At 31.8% G+C, this 20,159-nt stretch carries 20 protein-coding genes and 7 pseudogenes; 3 read left to right on the forward strand and 24 right to left on the reverse strand.

Translation table 11 applies throughout. The annotated features are described in order from the left end of the window. The first annotated feature begins 250 nt into the window (after nt 1-250). A complete protein-coding gene (locus tag THESIDRAFT1_RS00540; RefSeq protein WP_003871099.1) occupies nt 251-940 on the forward strand; it encodes a peptidoglycan-binding protein in 690 nt (229 codons plus the stop codon). Between the two features lie 41 nt (nt 941-981). Here THESIDRAFT1_RS00540 and THESIDRAFT1_RS00545 read toward each other — a convergent pair whose 3' ends face one another. The 4 genes and pseudogenes from THESIDRAFT1_RS00545 to THESIDRAFT1_RS00555 form a co-directional block, all read right to left on the reverse strand. Further along, the gene (locus THESIDRAFT1_RS00545) at nt 982-1,440 is read right to left on the reverse strand and encodes a hypothetical protein (RefSeq protein ID WP_244262690.1); all 459 of its coding nucleotides are present in this window, start codon (nt 1,438-1,440) and stop codon (nt 982-984) included. 442 nt (nt 1,441-1,882) lie between these two features. Further along, nucleotides 1,883-2,341, reverse strand: a pseudogene (locus THESIDRAFT1_RS12765) (copper amine oxidase N-terminal domain-containing protein); the annotation flags it as partial. Nucleotides 2,342-2,353: 12 nt separating this feature from the next. Then, nucleotides 2,354-2,521 carry a stalk domain-containing protein gene (locus tag THESIDRAFT1_RS12770; protein WP_244262691.1) on the reverse strand — a complete coding sequence of 56 codons (168 nt, stop codon included), beginning with the start codon at nt 2,519-2,521 and terminating at the stop codon, nt 2,354-2,356. 100 nt (nt 2,522-2,621) lie between these two features. Continuing rightward, complete coding sequence (locus THESIDRAFT1_RS00555; RefSeq protein ID WP_006569165.1) at nt 2,622-3,623, reverse strand: YCF48-related protein; 1,002 nt, start codon at nt 3,621-3,623, stop codon at nt 2,622-2,624. Between the two features lie 65 nt (nt 3,624-3,688). On the opposite strand from THESIDRAFT1_RS00555, the gene THESIDRAFT1_RS00560 reads away from it, so the two are divergent. Continuing rightward, nucleotides 3,689-4,636, forward strand: coding sequence for an AEC family transporter (locus THESIDRAFT1_RS00560; RefSeq protein ID WP_006569166.1), 948 nt, complete (start codon nt 3,689-3,691; stop codon nt 4,634-4,636). Here THESIDRAFT1_RS00560 and THESIDRAFT1_RS00565 read toward each other — a convergent pair. From THESIDRAFT1_RS00565 to THESIDRAFT1_RS12785, 18 genes and pseudogenes are all read right to left on the reverse strand, one after another. Then, a complete protein-coding gene (locus THESIDRAFT1_RS00565; RefSeq protein ID WP_003871093.1) occupies nt 4,619-5,563 on the reverse strand; it encodes an alpha/beta hydrolase in 945 nt (314 codons plus the stop codon). The genes THESIDRAFT1_RS00560 and THESIDRAFT1_RS00565 overlap by 18 nt on opposite strands. Nucleotides 5,564-5,599: 36 nt before the next feature. Next, nucleotides 5,600-6,355, reverse strand: coding sequence for a DUF429 domain-containing protein (locus tag THESIDRAFT1_RS00570; RefSeq protein WP_003871092.1), 756 nt, complete (start codon nt 6,353-6,355; stop codon nt 5,600-5,602). A gap of 15 nt (nt 6,356-6,370) precedes the next feature. Next, complete coding sequence (locus tag THESIDRAFT1_RS00575) at nt 6,371-6,637, reverse strand: peptidase (RefSeq protein ID WP_083837408.1); 267 nt, start codon at nt 6,635-6,637, stop codon at nt 6,371-6,373. Between the two features lie 272 nt (nt 6,638-6,909). After that, on the reverse strand, nt 6,910-7,530 hold the full coding sequence (locus THESIDRAFT1_RS00580) for a hypothetical protein (protein WP_003870933.1): 621 nt from the start codon (nt 7,528-7,530) through the stop codon (nt 6,910-6,912). Nucleotides 7,531-7,721: 191 nt separating this feature from the next. Further along, nucleotides 7,722-8,915 (reverse strand): ABC transporter permease, encoded by a 1,194-nt coding sequence (locus THESIDRAFT1_RS00585; protein ID WP_006569168.1) that lies wholly within the window; start codon nt 8,913-8,915, stop codon nt 7,722-7,724. After that, nucleotides 8,896-9,627, reverse strand: a complete 732-nt coding sequence (locus THESIDRAFT1_RS00590) for an ABC transporter ATP-binding protein (protein ID WP_006569169.1) — start codon at nt 9,625-9,627, stop codon at nt 8,896-8,898. The genes THESIDRAFT1_RS00585 and THESIDRAFT1_RS00590 overlap by 20 nt, the downstream gene beginning before the upstream one ends. 15 nt (nt 9,628-9,642) lie before the next feature. Beyond that, a pseudogene (locus THESIDRAFT1_RS00595) lies at nt 9,643-10,173 on the reverse strand (hypothetical protein). A 28-nt stretch (nt 10,174-10,201) separates the two neighbouring features. Beyond that, nucleotides 10,202-10,344 (reverse strand): annotated as a pseudogene (locus THESIDRAFT1_RS14860) (ATP-binding cassette domain-containing protein); the annotation flags it as partial. A gap of 311 nt (nt 10,345-10,655) precedes the next feature. Next, nucleotides 10,656-11,003 (reverse strand): DUF3796 domain-containing protein, encoded by a 348-nt coding sequence (locus tag THESIDRAFT1_RS00600; RefSeq protein WP_006569170.1) that lies wholly within the window; start codon nt 11,001-11,003, stop codon nt 10,656-10,658. A 234-nt stretch (nt 11,004-11,237) separates the two neighbouring features. Next, nucleotides 11,238-12,451 (reverse strand): annotated as a pseudogene (locus THESIDRAFT1_RS00605) (IS256 family transposase). A 166-nt stretch (nt 12,452-12,617) separates the two neighbouring features. Next, a complete protein-coding gene (locus THESIDRAFT1_RS13130; RefSeq protein WP_167317668.1) occupies nt 12,618-12,776 on the reverse strand; it encodes a hypothetical protein in 159 nt (52 codons plus the stop codon). Next, nucleotides 12,766-13,260 carry a nitroreductase family protein gene (locus THESIDRAFT1_RS00610; protein WP_006569173.1) on the reverse strand — a complete coding sequence of 165 codons (495 nt, stop codon included), beginning with the start codon at nt 13,258-13,260 and terminating at the stop codon, nt 12,766-12,768. Before THESIDRAFT1_RS00610 ends, THESIDRAFT1_RS13130 begins: the two co-directional genes overlap by 11 nt. After that, nucleotides 13,236-14,057 carry an ABC transporter permease gene (locus THESIDRAFT1_RS00615; RefSeq protein ID WP_006569174.1) on the reverse strand — a complete coding sequence of 274 codons (822 nt, stop codon included), beginning with the start codon at nt 14,055-14,057 and terminating at the stop codon, nt 13,236-13,238. Before THESIDRAFT1_RS00615 ends, THESIDRAFT1_RS00610 begins: the two co-directional genes overlap by 25 nt. After that, the gene (locus THESIDRAFT1_RS00620; RefSeq protein WP_006569175.1) at nt 14,050-14,817 is read right to left on the reverse strand and encodes an ABC transporter permease; all 768 of its coding nucleotides are present in this window, start codon (nt 14,815-14,817) and stop codon (nt 14,050-14,052) included. Before THESIDRAFT1_RS00620 ends, THESIDRAFT1_RS00615 begins: the two co-directional genes overlap by 8 nt. 1 nt (nt 14,818) lies before the next feature. Beyond that, on the reverse strand, nt 14,819-15,784 hold the full coding sequence (locus THESIDRAFT1_RS00625; RefSeq protein WP_006569176.1) for an ABC transporter ATP-binding protein: 966 nt from the start codon (nt 15,782-15,784) through the stop codon (nt 14,819-14,821). A gap of 46 nt (nt 15,785-15,830) precedes the next feature. After that, the gene (locus THESIDRAFT1_RS00630) at nt 15,831-16,040 is read right to left on the reverse strand and encodes a radical SAM protein (protein ID WP_039929060.1); all 210 of its coding nucleotides are present in this window, start codon (nt 16,038-16,040) and stop codon (nt 15,831-15,833) included. Next, the gene (locus THESIDRAFT1_RS00635) at nt 16,024-16,656 is read right to left on the reverse strand and encodes an SPASM domain-containing protein (RefSeq protein ID WP_039929062.1); all 633 of its coding nucleotides are present in this window, start codon (nt 16,654-16,656) and stop codon (nt 16,024-16,026) included. Before THESIDRAFT1_RS00635 ends, THESIDRAFT1_RS00630 begins: the two co-directional genes overlap by 17 nt. Nucleotides 16,657-16,832: 176 nt before the next feature. Beyond that, nucleotides 16,833-17,288, reverse strand: a pseudogene (locus tag THESIDRAFT1_RS12785) (transposase); the annotation flags it as partial. A gap of 104 nt (nt 17,289-17,392) precedes the next feature. Between THESIDRAFT1_RS12785 and THESIDRAFT1_RS00640 the strand changes: the two are divergent. Beyond that, nucleotides 17,393-18,621: pseudogene (locus tag THESIDRAFT1_RS00640) on the forward strand (IS256 family transposase). 8 nt (nt 18,622-18,629) lie between these two features. On the opposite strand, the pseudogene THESIDRAFT1_RS00645 reads toward THESIDRAFT1_RS00640, so the two are convergent. Both THESIDRAFT1_RS00645 and THESIDRAFT1_RS00650 read right to left on the reverse strand, forming a co-directional pair. Further along, nucleotides 18,630-19,263, reverse strand: a pseudogene (locus tag THESIDRAFT1_RS00645) (transposase); the annotation flags it as partial. A gap of 119 nt (nt 19,264-19,382) precedes the next feature. Continuing rightward, on the reverse strand, nt 19,383-20,156 hold the full coding sequence (locus THESIDRAFT1_RS00650; RefSeq protein WP_006569180.1) for a helix-turn-helix domain-containing protein: 774 nt from the start codon (nt 20,154-20,156) through the stop codon (nt 19,383-19,385). Nucleotides 20,157-20,159: the final 3 nt, after the last annotated feature.

Genomic DNA, 20,159 nt, shown 5'->3' on the forward strand with positions numbered 1-20,159 from the left:
TGGTTACAAATTATTAAATTTTTATTAATTCCCCTTAATAATTTGCTTAGAAAATAGCCTTAAAGCTCCATATTTCGCAGCAGGCAGTAAATAAAACAAAGAAAAGAGCATTGAAAAAATGAGAGAATTTTTAGGAGAAGATTTCTTAGATGGGTTGTAAATTAGCATATAAAACTCTCTTTAATAGGTAGAAGGGTAAATCGGCCGATTAGTCCTTGAAAAAATAAATAATAGAAAGAGGTGGAATCTTATGAGTACCGATCTTAAAAATACAATTTTCTCAGTAAACATATTTAATACAAATACTTCTCAATGGGAAAGATATACTCTAAAAGGATTAGAACCAATGCCAAAAGCAGAAAATTTATCAGTATACGAATTGGCAGATTATAGCTCTGATTTTGATAAATTATATACTACTTATATTTTTACAGATACAAAAACACTAAATCAATGGAATAACTATAGAAAAGCAATAGGAACTCCTATACGTATCACCCGCGCATATTGCTCTGTTAAACACAATAAAGATTTAGCAAGTAAATATCCTGGACAAGTAGCAAAATATTCTCAACATATGGCAGGAAAAGCATTTGATATGGTCCCTTATTACGGAAATATAACATTAGAGCAAATGTATAAAATTGCTCTATCCTATTGGACTTTCGTTGAACCAGATTATAGCAGTCATGTTCATGGTGATGCAAGAGATCCAGGTTCCCCATATTATCCAATAGTTCAATACGGTAGTCAAAATGTTTATGTAGCAACTTGCCAGGATGCACTATATTACAATGGTTATCTCACACTTACTGATATAGATGGAATTTTTGGAGATATTACAAAAAACGCAGTTATAAAGTTTCAAAAAGACCATAACTTAACACCTGATGGAATTGTTGGTTCTCAAACTTGGTCTGCATTGCTACCTGATACCTAAACTAAAACTCCCTCACAATTAAAATGTGAGGGAGTAATTTTTTATAATCTCGTACCTGTATCTACCCATATAAATTCCTTGATTACATTTTTAGCTATTGGATTAAACATGTCTGACGATTCAAGAGTAGGATGAATAATAATATAGAAATATCTCCCTTCATGTTCTCCTAAAACTATAACTCCATAAACTCCATTCCTCTGAAATATCGCCCAATTAAAAATCTTTTGCTCTTCTTTAAGCTTATATTTGTTTGCAAGACCTTTTACTTTTTCAATTGCATAAGATTTATCTACATTTCTCGGCAAAAAAGTTATTTCAATATAGTCATAGTCATGAAGAAATTGTCCATTTATTATTTTTGAAGTTTCTATACGCACAGTTGTGCTTCCATCTCCAAAATTATTAATACTTGTTTTCATGTTTTCCGGAATATAAGTTATAAAACCAGGTGATAATTTAGAACAATCAAAAAGTGTATATGAAACTTTATAATCCACACCTTCAATAGTCGCAGTCTCTTCCTTGCTTTTAGGAAGTTCACTAATATTTATTTTGTTTGTTTTTTTTCACTAAAATTTTCTTTTGTTTTAGACACAGGAGGTATAATGCTTTCTGAGCTGTCTTTATCAGTTTTTGTGATATTAATATAGCAGCCACTCAAAAATAATATTACCATTAAAATAATGAGAAGTTTTCTCATCCAGACTCACTCCTTAAAATATATGTTTTCATTAATTTCAAAATTTATCATCTATATCTTTCCAGCATCATCAATAAGAGTTAAGAGAAACAATTAATATTAAAATTACGATATTGATTGTTATATCTTATTAGCCTTTAGCTACAATAAGCCCAATCCCCTATATCTATTGATGGTATATAACCCATTCAAGAAAACTTTTTCTCTGAAACTTTCTTAAACCCAGACAATATTTCTCTTTAATTAGGTATAAATTCAGCCTTACCATTAATCCAATCCAATTTGGTAATAAAATACCTACTCGAAACCACTGAACAGTCAGGATATCTTTCTGGTTCTACTGTCAACTTTATTTCAAAAGCTAATGTTGGTGAATTATTATCATAAGGACCATAATATGCCTTAACATTATATACCCAATAATAATTACTATAAGAAACTTCTTTAATTTCTATTTTTGTTACAGGTGTAGAAGGACCTATTATTTCAGGTTTTATTTGCCCCCTAATTTCAGGACTTAAAAATAAACGAGCCACAGCTCCATTTCGTTCTTGCAAAGCATGAGCGAAATTTTCTACAAATTGTTTTGAAGTTTGGGCTGTCCTCAAATAATTGCTAATCAAATCTGTTTCTACTTTTTTGTTAAAAGAGACCTTAACAATTTTATTCTGTTTATCCCATTCTACTTCTGCCCCTAAAGCTTCAGCTACCTACTTAATAGGCACCATTGTCCTTCCATTGATAATCTGCGGTGGCACATCTGGTTTAATTTCACTACCATTTACAATTAATTTGATTGTACTATTTGCAAAAGCAATTACGGTAAAAAACGACACCATTAGAATAGCACTAATAACCAATACCAACCTCTTTTTCAATAACATCTACCCCATTTTTAATATTTCCCTTTCCAAAATATTTCTACCATCATTATACCATTATTTCGTTTATCAGATATTACAAATTGGTTACAAATTATTAATTCTTTCTTAATCTCCACGTATTACCCCCATCTATTGTTTCATAAACTAAAATATGTTTTTCTAATTTATTATCTTTATTAGGCCCATAAATCTCTAAAATCAATTTTCCATTTTTACTATCAGTAAATACAGGTACATTTGCAGAAGAGAGATAACAATTTTTATAACTCTTGGGTATAGATAATTTTATCTGTGACCAGGTTTTACCTCCATCTGTTGTTCTAAACAGTATTGGGTCAGGAGCTAAGTTATTTGAAATACTAATCCATCCATTATTTTTATCATAAAATTTCATATTTGAACGATTTGCCGCACTATATATCCCATCATAGTTCTTTTTGCCTGTTATATTCACATTTTCCCACGTCTTACCTCCGTCATTGGTTTTCAATAAATAGTTTATCTGCATTCCTGCACCATTCATTGTGGTCAAAATCCAACCCTCTTCAGGAGTAACAAATTGAAGAACTGATATAACTTCTCCATATTTGCCGATTTCAAATTTAAATATATCCCAATGTAAACCTCCATCTTTTGTTTTAAGTATATGTAATGTTTGGGGGACAATCCATGCTATCCACACATTATTATCCATAAAGTAAGGTACTATATTCTCAGCATCTTTATAAGCACTCTCAGGAATTTTATTAACGGGGATATAAATTTGTGTCCATGTTTTACCCCCATCATCACTTTTATACAATTGCAAATCCTTCAAGGATGAAATCTTATTATCTTTGAAACTCCATCTCCATTTTTCATTTTGGATATCATTAGGAGTAACATCTTCACTTACATTTTGGTTGGGGGGCTTTGCTAAATTACCATGATTTTTGACATTAATCTGGCACCCACTAAAAAATAAAGTTAAAATTAACAAGCCAATAAATATTTTTTTCATACTTACTCCTCCTAAAACTTCTTTAACAACATTATACATCCAGTTGATCTTTTTGTTGTTACATATAATATCTTCCCTCTTTGAAATTTTTATCATTTTATGTTATCCTTAATAAATAAGTCTAACACAGTGCTATATTCTCTCATAAGGAGGCTCTTTTGATGGAAACTTTCTTCTCTGCAGTTCAGGGAGTTTTAATAATTGTATTTATATTAGCACTTGGCTATTATCTATCAAAAATAGGGTGGTTTGATAAATCAACATCAGACCTTTTTGCAAAGCTTGTAATTAATGTATCTTTACCTCTTAATATGATTGTAAACATTTCTACAACTTTTTCTAAAGAACAACTAGAACACTCAGTAAGAGGACTTTTAATTCCGTTTTTATCTATACTTCTATCCTATATAGTGGCTTACATATTTGCTGAAACTTTTAAAATAAAAAAGGGAAGAAAAGGTGTGTTCGTAGTGATATTTTCTCTTTCAAATACTATCTTTGTTGGGCTCCCTATGGCTCAAGCTCTTTTTGGAGATATAGCAACACCTTATGCCCTTTTATACTACATGGCAAATACAACAATACTGTGGACTTTAGGAGCTTATAGCATTATACAAGATGTGAATGAAAATGAAAAAAATATATTAAACTGGGATACTGTAAAGAGAATATTCAACCCTCCTCTTTTAGGTTTTATAATAGGAGTAATTTTTGTACTTGAAAATATTTCTCTCCCAAAATTTCTCTTTGAAAGCTTTAAAATGATTGGAAACCTCACTACTCCTTTATCAATATTCTACATTGGCATAGTCATTCATGAAATGGGTTTTGATAAATTTAAACTTGACAAAGATGCCATTTTAGTTTTTGTCGGAAGATTTTTAATAACTCCTGCTTTCGTATTGCTTCTAAACATATTCATTCCAGTACCAAAGCTTATGAGAGATGTATTTGTCATAATGTCAGCAATGCCTGTGCTGGTAAACTCTGCAATTATAGCAAGAGTTTACGGAGCAGATTATGAATTTGCCACAAGTATGATCACATATACAACAATATCCAGTGTCGTTATAATGCCCTTTTTGATGGTCTTACTGCGAGTAATTTAATACTCTCTTTCCAATCCATGTAAGAATATCTTCATAAACCTTTTCCCTCTCTACTTCATTGAGAAGCTCATGCCTTTTCCCTGGATAAAGCTTTATATTCACTTGTTTTAATCCTATACTTTTGTAAAGCTCATAGAGCCTCTTTACTAATTTACCATACTCACCTACAGGATCTTCTTCTCCAGAAATTATAAATAAAGGCAAATCTTTTGGTATTGCCAGTAACCTTTGAGGCTTATACAGATTTAAAAGTCCTTTAAAAAAGTAATAAAAAAATCCCGCTGTAAAGACGCCGCCACAATAAGGGTCTTCTTCATATTTTTTAACCTCTTCCTTATCTGTTGAAAGCCACTCAAATTTGCTCAGGTTATCGCCCTTTATCCTTTTATTATAGCTTCCAAATGTAAGTCTATCTAAAACTTTGCTCCTCTTTTTCTCACCAAAAAGTGTTTTTTCGACAAAAGCCAAAGCATAACCAAATCTAAGAGGCAATTCCTTAACTGCAGAGGAACCGCTCAATATAACGCCATTAACTTCTTTGCCATACCTTATCATAAACTCTTGAGCCACAAAAGATCCAAAACTATGGCCAAATATAACAATGGGAAGATTTCCGTATTTTTCTTTCAAAAACTTCATTATCAGATATTCATCTTCTACTATCTTATTAAAGCCATCTTTTCCTATGTAACCTACATTATCCAGGCTCCCTGCTGTTTTCCCGTGACCTCTATGGTCATCGGCACATACTACAAATCCTTTTTCATTCATATAACGGGCAAAATTTTGGTATCTTCCCCCCTGTTCAGCCATTCCATGAAATACCTGAATAATACCCCTGGGAATTTCCTCTGGCACCCAAAGATGAAGGTATATATCTGCCCCATCCTCCCCTTTTATAAAAAAACCGCTATAATTACCTGCCATTTTGCTCCCCCTCTTCACACTTTTTTACAATAATATTTATTCTATAAAAATTTCATTTAACCTGCTAAATTTTACAAAGAAAATTTCCATTGGCAGCCCCAAAAGGTCTTTTTCTTTAAAATTTGTAGGGAAAGAGCATATATTTCCCTCTTTCTTAATAGCCAAAATCCCTGTTGCAAGTAAAATCAAAGCATCCACTATATCGTCTCTTCTTAAGCCTTTAATTTTATCTTCAACTATCTCACATCCAAACTTTCTAAAAAGTATTCTTAAAAACTCTATTCTCTCTTTATACCCTTCCTCATCTCTTTTACTAAATTTTGCTACCTCTCCTTTTAAGCCTTTAAAAGCCACCTCTGGATGAGATTCTTTTAAAAATTTAACTGCTTCTGGATTTTTAATTACAAATTCATCCACTTCCTTTATTTTGGGAACAATATTCCAGGCTTGTTTTGACAACCCTTTCCCCAAAATCTTTTTATTTATAGCTAGTGCCTCTTTATAATCTCTAGCCTTAAAAACTTCTCTGCAAGGAGGAGAAAATATACTGGAAGAGCGAGGATACCCCAGAAATTTCCTCGCTTCTTCATCACAGCTTCTATACCTTTTCTCCGAATGAGGAAGACCAATGGGAATATCAATGAGAACAAGTTCTAATTTATCCCTGTAAGAATGCCATACATCCTCAATTTTTTTAAAAAATTGCACAAAAGCCTTCCCATTTTTACAAGTAGCTACAGCCCATCCGCCTTTAGCACCGTCTATACCTAAAACTCTTTCGTCAATATTCACTGCTATCCCTTCTTTTTATCCCAATTCTACTTCTTGCACTTTTCTGTATCTTTCAAAATAATAATACAGTATTAAAAAAGTAATTAAGATAACAAGAGTAGTAATTATTCCTCCTTCCAGTCCAAACTCCCCTCCGGAGAGGAAATTGTTTTTCGGAAAAGCATTGTAAATGCCTCTCATAGCATTGCTACTCACATTAAACCCAAATATGTAACCTTGGAAATAATTCCACGATATGTGATATCCAATCGGCATCCACAGATTCCCTGTCTTTAGATACATGTAGGAAAATAAAACACCTATGAGAAATATAGAACTAAAAATATTAAGTCCCTTTCGCTTCCATCAAATTTTTCAATATTTAAACTTAAAAAGCGTAAACTATTCATAAAATATCCATTAATACTATCCATTTGAGCTTTATAATTCTGGATAACTTTATAGTGTTGCAGGTTTAAAATTAATGAAGTTATTAGTAAAATTGAAGTAATCCATGAACCAATATTCTTTTCAATTTTAAACTCCTCCTTACATTTGCAAAAATATCTGTCTTATTATCTTCCTATTGCGTAGAAGTAAGAATCCATAGAACCTATGTATACTGTACCATTTGTTTCGCCAAATTCTTTATCTAATTGACGCTTTATTTTTTCATAATCTGGTTCAGGTAATTTTTTATCAATCCATAATTCATACTGTGTCAAGCCTTGATATGTATGATTTATTATCTTCCAATGCCCGTCTTGTTTTTCCAATTCAAAGATATTATCACCTGGACATATAAACATTGGGTAAGCCTTAGTACGATCTATTTCTAATTCCACTACAACTTTTGCTCTGTTACCATTTATATCTATATTTTTGTAATTAAATTTCAAAGGAAATCGCCTTCTTTCAACGTATCCATACCCTTTTTCAAAAGCATATTTTCTTCTAAATGTTAATTCTTTAAGTGCTATTACTTTATTTTGATTCTGTATTTTTGTCATATCCAGATATGGTGTTGTGTCAATATATTCCATTTTTAAGTACGCTTTATACTGCACATTGTAAAACTTTTCAATTGTATACTTAACATGGTCTTCTTCATTTTTAAATGTATAACCACATGCCGATAATAATCCGGATAAAGTAAATAAAACAAGCATGATTTTTAAAGGTTGTTTAAACATCATTTATTGACCCTTTCCATATATTTTTTAATATCTCAAAGACTCTTTCTTCCATTATACCCTTTTAAATGTTAAAATTTATTAAGAAATTCTTAAATTCTGGTTACAAAATGGTTACAATGTAAATTGCTGTCCTATATACAAGCAAAAAAATACAGGGTTTCCCCTGCTATTTGCAAATTATAAAAGATTTTTTACACCCTAAATAGTGCCCATTCCTGCTTAAACATCAAAGCTGCCAAATATACACTAATACCCACATATATTATTGATGAAAATACAAATATACCTATATGTGTCATATTTACAATACCATAAAGCAATTCTTTAAAAACCGAAATAGTTCCAAATACAGGTATTGCAAAATAAGATATAGGTATTTCATTTGGCATTTTATACATCACCAAATATGCCGGAATTATTGCAATAAACATTAAAGGTGAAATATATGTCTGCCCTTCTTTAAAAGATTTTGCATATGCACTTAAAGCAAGCTCCAGTGCAGCAAATATTGATGCTGTAAAAAAGGCAGCCACGAACATGACAACTATTGCCGCTACGCTCAACCTAAAATCGGCATTTAAAGATGCCATATCTTTATTTAAAGAAAAGGAAGCAAAAAGTCCCAAAAGTGAAGCAATAGCACTTATAAGTGCCATGGTTGTTACAGCCAAGTATTTGCCTGCCATTATAGAAAGCCTTGATGCAGAAGTCGTAAGTAAAGGTTCTAACGTACCTCTTTCTTTCTCACCTGCTGCCAAATCAACAGCTGCTCCCATACCTCCTGTTGCCGTCCATAAAGTCAAAAGCATTGGCACAATGAATGCTAAAAAAGACCCTGCCATTTTACTCTGTGAGGCAATATTTTCTGTCTTTATTGCAATTGGATCTAATATTTTAGGATCTATGCCTTTTGTTATAAGTCTTTCTTTTACAATATTATTCGCATATTCTTTTATAAGACCTCTTATCATATTCTCTGCATTTGAAGATTTCATATTTGACATGTCTACCTGAATTGTTAAATCAGCGTTCTTGCCTTCTTCTATATTTTTATCAAAATCAGAAGGTATAACTACAATTGCCCTTATATCGCCTTTTTCAAGACTTTCTTTGGGATTTTGCAAACCCGTTACTATACTTATTCCTGTCGATTTTAAATAATTTATAAATTTTGCATTATTTCCTTCATCTATAATTGCTATTTTTGTATCGCTTATTTTTTGTTCTGATATGCTTTCTGCTCCACCTATTACTATGTACATCATTATAGGAATAAACAAGGCAGGAAGTAAAATTGTAACAATCCATGTCTTTTTATCTCTAAAAATGTCCTTTAGCTCTTTTTTCAAAACTATGTATACATGCTTAAACTTCAATTTTCTCACCTACCAATTCCATAAATAACTCTTCAAGATTGTCTGTTTTGTATTTCTCCTTTAAATCTGCAATAGTCCCTTCCTCTATAAGTTTTCCTTTGTGTATTATACCTATCTTGTCGCAAAGTTTTTCTACCTCTGACATGCTGTGGCTTGAGAAAATAATTGTCTTTCCTTCTTCTTTACAAAACCTTATAAAGTCGTGCACTTCTCTTACTGAACCTACATCGAGTCCTGACGTTGGCTCATCAAAAAGCATCACCTTAGGGTCATGTATTATTGACCTCACAATTGCTACCTTTTGCTTCATTCCTTTTGAAAGCTTGCCTGCTGGTCTATCAATAAATTCAGTCATATCAAATTTACGGGCTAATATATCAATTTTTTTATTTGCCTCCTTTTTATCCATATCATGAAGCTCTGCAAAATAAAGTATATTTTCCCTTGCAGTAAGCCTGTCGTATAAACCGCTTTCTCCTCCAAAAAGTATCCCAACTTCTTTTCTTATCTCTTCTGGTTCTTTTATTAAGTCTTTTCCATTTATAATGGCTGTCCCATTCGTAGGCTTAAGCATTGTAGCAAGCATTCTTAAAGTTGTGGTTTTACCAGCACCATTTTCACCCAAAAGCCCATATATTTCTCCTTCTTTTACCTTAAAACTTAAATTGTCTACTGCTCTTATGTTTTTAAACACTTTAGTCAATCCCTTTACTTCTACCAAAATTATCCCTCACCTTCAATTTTTATCATTTTCTAGGTCTAGTACCAATTTAGATAATGCTTTTTGAATCGCCTGACTGACTTCTTCAAGAAAATCTCTTGAAATTCCCTCTGATTTAATTTCCGGTTCTGGAATAGGTTCAAACCAATTAAGAAAGAGTTTTTCCATAAATTCTTTAGCAAAATTCTCCGTTACAATGCGATCATCAAAATCTGAAACCGATAGAAGTTTTCTTCCATCCCTAAAAAGTATAAAATCCCAAAGTCTTATTCTTCTGGTTTCTATAATTTGTAAGAATAATTCTCTTGCCTCTTTTGTCATCTCCCCTTTTATAGCAATAGCTCCCTTCATACCACTCCATGGCTCCACAGAAATTTTAGGTAACCCAAGAAATTCTTCTCTTCCTTCAGAAAGTGTCATTGTTGGATCATCAGGAAATCGAACTTAAAAATGAGATGCTGAAAGTACACCATATTTAAGCATAACTTCCCATATATCAGTATCTCTCCTCTTTCCTATGTAATAATATTCTCTTTCTTTTGACATATCTCTCACTCCCATCTCACTATCAAATCCTTAAAGTAGTACTTTTCCCTGCACCATTTGGACCTATAAGCACTACAACTTCTCCAGGATACATCTCAAATGAAATCCCATCAACTGCCTTTACCTTCCCATAATATTTTTTAGATTTTTTACTGAAAGTACACTGTCCATTTTCATCCTCCGTTTATGCAAAATTTATACAAATTATAATCTCTCAAACTATAATAAAAAACAACCACTGGAACACAATACTATAAATTCTACAAAATTCCCTAAAATCCTTCTTCTATTTCCAATCTACAGTAAAATTTAACGTAAGCTTAACATAATTATACCTTATTACCTTTTTATATTTCTAACAGTTAAAGCGTAATCCAAATCATAAAAATATTGCAGCAGGTAGTGGAGTAATTTCTTTTCATCTCCAATAGGTTAATTATGTACCAATTGATAATTCTGTTATAGGCTGATAAAACAGAAGTCTAAGTTTTATTTTTGATTAATTCCCGTGTATTTATATAAAGTAAGTACGAATCTATAATAAAAATTAAAGCAAAAACAATGCAAAACATAGCTTTAAAAATTTCATAACTTACGTTAAATATCAGCATTATTAGCATGAATGATAAGAAAAAACTTGTCACAACAAAACTCACTGTATGCGCTTCTGCCATTTTGTTTTGAAGTTGTTTATCTTGTGGGATGTTAATATATCGACTAGTAAAAAAGTTAGAGAAAAAAGCAAAAAATGCAAAATACATATAAGATTTAAAAAATCCTAAAAAGCCAAGAAAACCAAGAAAGCCTAACAACCAAAAGAATTTTTTCATACAAATTCCTCCTAACATGCATAATTATAACCTTATGTTAAAATTATACCAAATTACTAATATTTTTCACAATAAGAAAGATGGTTTGAAATTAAAAGAAAAATTGATAAAAAAAATATACTGCAAATACATTAGGGGTCAAGTCCAAATTTTTGTGTAAAATCCCCCTGATTAGAATATGAATCTTCTTTATCACCGCCGTTCAATTCATTGTACTGCTTCCGCCCCATGGTGTCAAGGATACGCTACGCCGGGCTTTAGCCCGTCTTTTTGCCACTCGAAATACTCAGTCATATCTAAATACTTCCTCCCTGAAGCCCATTTTTCATCTTGTTCCATTAACAACGCTCCTATTAGACGAATGCCAGATTCTCGGCTTGGGAATATTCTTATAACTCTTTCACGACGACGAATTTCTTCATTTAGACGCTCTAACATATTAGTAGTACGAAGTCTCCTTCGATAAGGCTCAGGAAGTTCTAAAACCGCTATTGCATCTTCAAATCCTTCTTCTAAAATCTCCATTGCTTTAAGAGCTTTATCTCTATATTCATCTAATACTTGATTTAATAGCATTCTCGCTGTTCTGGGATCTGGTGCTTCAAATATGGCTCTTAGTTTGGCATGTAATTCTTTTTGTAAAGCTTTTGGAGTCTTATCAAGGATATTTCTCATAAAATGTGTTTGGCACCTTTGCCACGTAGCTCCCTGGAAGTGTCGGCAAATAGCTTGTACAAGTCCTCTATGATGATCGGAAACTACTAAATCAACTCCATGGAGCCCTCTCTGCTTCAGCCATGAAAAGAATTCGCAAAAGCTTTTTCTGATTCACTGTCTCCTATCATAAGGCCTAATACTTCTCTATAGCCATCTTCATTTATGCCTACAGCAATTAATACGCTGCGTTGACGAACACGTCCCTCTTCTCTTACTCTTATCACCATCGCATCAACTATAACAAAGGGAAAACTTTTTTCTCTTAAAGGTCTTGAGTTCCACGCTGTAATAATAGGATCGAGATTTTTGCAAAGCTCGGAAATTGTGGATTTTGAAAATTCAGTCCCACAAAGTTCATAAGTGATTTCTTCGATTTTTCGGGTAGATACTCCATTAACCACCATCTCCATTAGTGCCAACAAAAGGGCCTGCTCACTTCTCTGGTAACGGTTAAAAAGGTCAGTGGTAAATTTGCCATTGCGGAGTCTTGGAACTCTTAAGGTGAGAGTTCCAACTCTGGTAATTAAACTTCTTGAATAATAACCATTACGATAATCCTGTCTTTCTTCTGTCCTTTCATAAGGTTCAGCCTTAACTTGTTCAGTAGCTTGAGCTGCTAAAATTTGATTAAGTACAGATTCCAACAACTTAGCTAGCTTTTCATCCTTAGTCCCTTGTACAAAAAGATAATGCAAAATTTCAGAATCTATGGTAATATTGTATTGAGCCATTTCCTATCCCTCCGGTTAGATTTTTTGGTTCGTTTCTATTTCTATTCTAACCAGGAGTGGGGAATGGCTCAACTCCTTTTTACACAATTATATAGACTTAACTCCCTATTGTCTGTTTTTCAACTCTGTTTCATATTGGATTAAAATCTTGATAAAACTTCTAAGGTTATTTACCCTTTATTTTTTCTAATATATCCCTAAATATAACAATACAGCCTATAGCCTGCTTAGTATCCATTACTATTTGATTATTACCTTTTATAAGAATAAAATTTTTATGCTCATCATCAAATTTTATAATCATATCCATGTTTTTATATTCCAATGTTATCATCCCTACCTATACCTAGGCATAATATACACCAAGGGTTATAGCCTTTGTCCAGTTTTAACCCATCTATTATTACATCTTTTCTAATTGCCCCTACAAAACATGTCCCGATTCCCATTTCATGTGCAGCAATAATAATGTTTTGTGCAGCAATAACCGAATTTTGACAACTAAATATATTTACAAACTCTCCGTTATATTTCTCTTCAATAATCGAATCATTACATCCAATTAAAAAAATATGTGGTGCTCTTAAAACATGTTTCTGATAATAAGTTCCTTTATAACAAATGTATTTTTCTTCGCTATTACTTATCTCTTTTATAAAAACACACCTTAGTCCTCCTGAGACAGGTCCACTATATCCGATTTCCATTAATACTTTAATTACATCCTGGTCAAGACTAACATTCAAATAATTCCTAACGCTTTTTCGTGAACAAAATTTATCTCTTACATCATATAGATTGTCCCACATTTTTCAACCCTTCTTTTTAATAGTTTAAAGATAAAGACAGATATAATCATCATAATAATCACATAAAAGAAAACCAGGGTTAATTCCATAATTGGGTCGAATATAGTATTGCTCTTAAGTATAGAATGTCTAATTAAATCAAATATATAAGTTGTTGGCAACACCTTTGAAATCAGTTGTATTTTCGGTGGAAGCACAGAAATCGGGAATGTACTTCCACTTAACAATGGCACAGCTCCCGTTATTAAAAATACAAAAGAATCTACCTGCTTTATGTTTAGAGTAATACTACATATGATTATCCCGCTACAAACCGAAACAGCTAATAAAAGCAAAAACGATAAAACTAATAATGGTAAACTATAAATACTAAAACTTATATTTAAGTATATAAATATAAACTTTAAAATTATTGCTGAAGCAATAGTATACAATATTGCCTTTATAAAACTAAAGAATATCCACCCTAATACCAAATTAATTTTCTTTACGGGAGAAATCCAAATTTGCTCTAAAGTGCCCATCCACATTTCTTTAGATAAAACATAGCTTGTTTGTTCTTGGATAGAATTAAATATAGAAAAAACAATACCAATACTAATAAAAACAAAATAATTATTTGTTCCTGTAACTTTCTCAAAACTTTTAATATGGTTAGATGATGTTAGATATATTGCTAGAAATATAGCAGGTAACATATTAATCACAGGTAAAAGTATTTCAAAAATTATTTGCATCGGATATCTAATTAGAAAAAGTAATTCCTTTTTTAAAAATACATATGCTTTATCAAACATAAAACACATCCCCATTTTTCATCACTTTCTTCTTAAAATAATAAAAGACGAAGACAGCAATTATATTCAGAACAAATCCATAAATAAATATATATATCAATTGACTATATATTGCTAAAAAAGATGCAGAATCAATTACAACTCGTCTAAATGTATAAATCATTTTTTCAAAAACTATAAATCTACTTAATTTCCCTAAATTGTAAGGCAGGAATGTTGCAGGTTGGCTTACACCACTAAAAATAAGCAAAACTCCACTTATAACCTGTAAAAATGCAAATATTTCTTTAAATTTTAATACTATACCAGATATTATATACGAAAATCCAAAAACAGCCGGCATACTAATTAATATAACTACTACTATTAAAGCATAATTAATCCGACAATCAAATACATATCTAATCAACAGCAAACCTACTAACAATGTCAAACTATTAATTCCAACAGTGACTATACTTTTTCCTAACATTATGTAAATCAGATTAGAAGGTGACATTAAAATTTGCTCTAATGTGCCCATTTCTTGTTCCTTTCTAAGTGAAAGACCTATAGTCCATAGTGCCTGAGATATATACATCCAAAATAGGCTTCCAGATAAAATCCACAAATACTGTGCTTGTTCAACGTTGTAAATTTTTGCAATATAAAATAATGGTAACAAAGAAAAAAGAGCAGCAATTATGTTATAAAATAAATTCAGCGGATATCTACTTAAAATTAAAAACTCCGACTTTGCAGCTGCTAATATATGTCTCATATTAAATAACCCCTTCTTCAAAATAATTTGAAACTATATCCTCTAAAGTAACCCCTTTTACCTCTAAAAAAGTTAATTTACTTTGAGAACTTAATAAACTAATGATTTTTTCTCTATATATACTGCTAGTCCTTACTTGATATGTAAAGTAATTATCCACAGATAATTTGTTTATTGAACCATAATTTAAAATCTCCTTTTCTAAATTATCATCTATCTCCGTTTTTAACTTAAATTCGACCACTTCTTCCATTTTATTTTTTCTCTTCAAATAACCAATTGTTCCCTCTTCAACAATTCTGCCACCCTTCAATATACCTACTCTGGAGCATAACTCTTCTGCTTCATGTAAATAATGAGTAGTTAATAATATAGTCAAACCTAATTCTTCATTTAACCTTTTTAATAATTTTCTAAATTCAAATGCTACTTGTATGTCCAATCCAACTGTTGGTTCATCCAAAATTAAAACTTCAGGATCAATTATTAAGGATTTAGCTATTAACAGTCTTTGTTTCATACCTTTAGAATAGGTTTCAACTAAATCCTTTTTATGTTCACCTAATCCAACATAGTCCAAATATATTTCTATATTTTTCTTAAGCTTTTTCTTTGGGACATTATATAAAGTCCCAAAAAATTCCAGATTTTCTTCCGCAGACAGTTTCCAATATAAGGAGCGATCTCCTCCCATAACTACACCTATCTTGGATTTAATTTCTTTTTCATGTTTATCATATCTCATTCCAAATATTTCAACATTTCCTTTGTCTGGCAATAAAATCCCTGTTATAATTCGAATAAGGGTAGTTTTACCTGCTCCATTAAGCCCTAGTAAACCGTAGATTTCACCTTTTCTTACTTTTATATCTAAATTTTTTAATACATCATTTCTTTTTACAACTTTAAACCATCTCTTCTTAATATATGATTTATATATATTTGTGCAATTAATTACAGTATCCATTTTTATCACCTTAATAAATTATTTTCTTGTGCCTTTATAATTGATTTTATTTGCTCTCTAAATTTCTCATTATTTCTCCACCACTTAATGATACATATATGCATCCAACTTCCTTAATTTTTTTTGCTACCTCTTTTATTTTACTAATGTTAAGTTTTTCAAAGTCCTTTTGATTAGAAGAATTCATACTACAAAATGAACATTTTAAATTACAATAGTTTGTTATATTCCATTCGCAACTAACAGGTCTCTTCATTTACTTTCTCCCCTCTCCAGCACAATGGATCAGATGCATTTATGTCCCCAGTTATAAGATATGCACTAGCCCTGCATCCACCTCTGCACTCATTGAAAATATCGCAAGAATTACATTTACCTTTTAACTGTGGAACTTGTCTCCATATGGAAAAACCTTCACTTTTGTTCCATATGTTTTTTAAACTATCATTCCTAATATTTCCACATACCCATTTTTCATCAGTTAAAACTCCACATGCTGTCACATCTCCAAATGGATTAATATTTACACTATATGTGCCTGCGCCACAACTATTAATCAAGAAAGAGCTTCTACCAATATTAAAATTTTTCTGCCCTATTATAGTTGGGATAAAGCATGGCAATACCAAATCAAACTTTTTTTGCTTAATAAGAGGGTGTTCATAAAGTTTATAAATTATTCTCTTTGTATTATCTAAATCAACAAATAGTTTATCTAAATTGTTAATAGCATTTCCTTGTGGCAATAGAAATTGTAATCTCATATTTGATACTCCAACACTATTTAAAAAATCGATTAATGCATATAAGTCATCAACATTTTTCTTATGGACTAAAGTAGCTATTAATACAGGGACATTAGCATTCTTCAAATGATAAATTGCCTCTAAGGTTACAATCAGCAATATTGGTTACATACTCAAATGTCCCATCGTTAAAACACAACGAAGATATCATATTAGGGTAAATCTTTAATAGATTGAAGTTCTTTCTTATTTTCTATTTTATAATACACTTTTTCCAATGTCTACTATATCTTTGTATAGTTTTAGCAAAAAAATAAAAAAACTCTACAAAAGTATAGTCCCAGTTTGTTGACAAAGCAAAATTTTAGCCCCTGTTTTCTTAGTACCGAAAGCAGGGGCTGTATATATCTGGATAAAATTTTCTTTAAAACTCCAAATAATGAATAAAGTTTTGAAATGTCAAAGGGCCCTTTGCCCTTCCTCCATAACCATAAGGCCATTTTCTTTAAATTCATGGCAGCAAAAACAAGCATCGCTTGCATGGACAATTTTTCCTTCCCTCTTAACGTCGTCCATCGCAAACCATGCTTCTCCTTTAAATCTGCAAATACTCTCTCTATTGTCTCTTTCCTTCTCTCATATACTTCTTTACAGTAAGGTGTATGCCTTAAGTGTTCTGCTTCTTCTACATATCCTTCCCATATGTGCCTGAATATCCTCTTTGTATAGTCTTTACTTTGGGTACACTTTTCTCTTATTTTTTATCGCAGGCTGTGTGAAAGGAATATGCAAGGGAGTTAAAATAAAATTGTGTCCACTGTATAATTAGAATTGAAATAATCCTCAAAGGAGGTCACCGAGAATGAATAAAAACGAAATTTATGAAACTGCCAAAAACATGGCTGTAGAGCAAGTATTAAATATGTATTGCTCTAAAGATGATCCTAACCGCCCAGCTTTAAAGCAACTCTTAGAAAACTTGCTCGATTGTTTTATGTTGTCGGAAAGAACTGTTTACCTTGCTAAAAACGATAATGACAAAGGCAATGGTTTTTACGATAGAAAACTTGCAACTCCTGTTGGCAGTCTTGAAATCTCTGTCCCTCGCACACGTACTGGTAATTTCCGACCTTCTATCCTCCCTGACCGCTACAAAAGAGTTGATAGTTCATACACTGACCTGCTTATGTCTTTAGTTGTCAATGGTTATTCCGAAAGTTCCCTTGTCCAGACTTTGAAAGCTTTGAATCTTCCATATTCCGAAAATGAAATACTAAAAATCAAAGAAGACCTCAAAAATGAGCTTCAGTTATTCAAACAAAGAGAACTACCAACAAGTGCTTTTGCTCTCATCATCGATGGTTATCATTGTGAAGTTAAGGATAATTCTAAGGTTAAACAAGCTACTTGTTATGTTGTCCTCGGTATCGACTTAGAAGGTAAAAAGACATTTTCGGTGTCTACACTTTCTTCGGCAAAGAAAACAAGGCTGATTGGATGAAAGTATTTGAAGACTTAATTACAAGAGGGCTAAAAGAGATTCTAGTTGTCATAAGTGATGACTTCCCTGGTATTATAGATGCTGTCAAACTTGCTTATCCTCTTGCTGACCATCAACTGTGTTTTGTCCACCTCCAACGTAATGTCAGAAAACATATGACAAAAGAGGATGCTTCAGCTTTTAACAAGAGTTTAGACAGACTTAGAATTTCTTCCTCCGATTTTGACGAAGCTGTACTGAAATTTAAAGAACTTTGTGATGGATACCTTTCAAAATATCCTCGATTTGTTAAAGCAATATCAGAAAAAGCAGAGTTTTATCTTGCCCATATAAAATACCCTGAGGAATTAAGGAAGCATATCTATACCACAAACGCCGTTGAAAGTGTAAATAGCATGATTGAAAAGATTAGAGTAAATTCAGGTGGATACTTTCAGTCTGTTGAAGTCTTAGAAATTAATATTTACTTACAGCGAGAGAACTTACGCCGTACAAAATGGAAACATGGAGTTCCCAGTATTAGAAAATGCATCAATAACATAACCCAACTTTACAACTTACGTTATAAGTTGGAAACACAAAATTCTTGACAAGTCTCATATGCAAAACATTTTTCTTTTCCGTTTTTGTTTAACATTCCGCTATCTGGGTCTGTTTTTTAATGGCTTTTTGCCATGAGCTTCTCTATCTTTGTTTATTTCTTCTTCTAGTTTTTCTTGATAAGTCCTAGCTTCTTGTTCTATTATCTCTTTTGTGTATTTCTTCTTGTTGGCGCTTGCTTTTACATGAGTTGAATCTATGAATACTTCCTCCGCATTTACTAGCCCATGTTTTATTGCTTCCTCTAAAATTTTCGTAAATATTTTTTCAAATATATCCGTCCCCTTGAATCTTCTTATGTAGTTCTGACTAAATGTTGAAAAATGAGGTATTTCTTCTGTCAGCCCATACCCTAAAAACCATCTATACGCTACATTTGTTTTTATTTCTGCTATTGTCCTCCTCATCGATGGTATGCCAAAAAGATATTGAATGAAAAGTATTTTTATGAGTACTACTGGATCTATGCTTGGTCTGCCGTGATCTTCGGAATATTTGTCTTTTACTAAATCGTATATGAAACTAAAATCTATGACTCTTACTATCTTCCTTAAAAGGTGATCTTTTGGTACTAATTGTTCTATGCTTACAAATTCTATTTGATGTCTTGTATCCTCTTTCTTTGATAACATCTTTCTTCTCCTCTCCTCTTTTGCTTTGTACCGTTAAAAAAACAAAGAACCCTTCTCATCATAACGGGTTCCCGATATTTTGTAAACAGTCTGAAACTATACAAAAGTATAGTCCAAATTTAATCTATTAAATTAAGCTTAATAGCTTTTGCAATCGCCTGTTGAAAGTTTTTTACTCGCAATTTTTTAATAATTTCTTTTTTATGATACTTTACCGTAGATGGTTTTAGTCCGAGTTCCATCGATATGGCTAATTCTGTGTATCCTTTTGCACACTTTTTTATTATTTCAATCTGTTTATCTGTCAATTTTTCAAGGTCTTCTTGTGATTCTAAACCCATTTCTCTTTTATATTCGTTGACAATTTTATATACTAATAAATCTATAAATCCCATCATTTCATCTGCCATATTATGTTCTATTATTGATATATCCAAATAGCCTACTATCTGATTATCTATGTAAAAAGGCGTGGCTATACAGTACCATTGTTTGAAAATATCACAATAATGCTCTTCCGGCTTTAAGTAAATTGGCTGCTTTAATTTCATAGCCAATGAAATGGCATTTGTACCACAGCTTTCCTCCTTAAAAGAGGTTCCTCTCTTAATACCTAAGTCAGTAATATCCTTGTATATTTTTCTATTACATAAAACATCTAAAAGGTATCCTTCACTATCTACCAGCAAGAAAATATATCTTTTCTTCAATTGTGCACGTACCTTATTAACACATTTTCTAAAAACTTCTATGAGTTTTTTATTCTCTTGTAATTTCCTTTTCAATTCCTCTTCTTCTAAAGATATTAATGGAGTAACTATCGATTTTGTAAGTCCTATTTCCAGACACTTTTTATAAGAAAAAAGTATTTCATTAGACTTCATATCTCCCATCAA

Origin of the sequence: Thermoanaerobacter siderophilus SR4, assembly GCF_000262445.1 — a bacterium.
Taxonomy (GTDB): domain Bacteria; phylum Bacillota; class Thermoanaerobacteria; order Thermoanaerobacterales; family Thermoanaerobacteraceae; genus Thermoanaerobacter; species Thermoanaerobacter ethanolicus.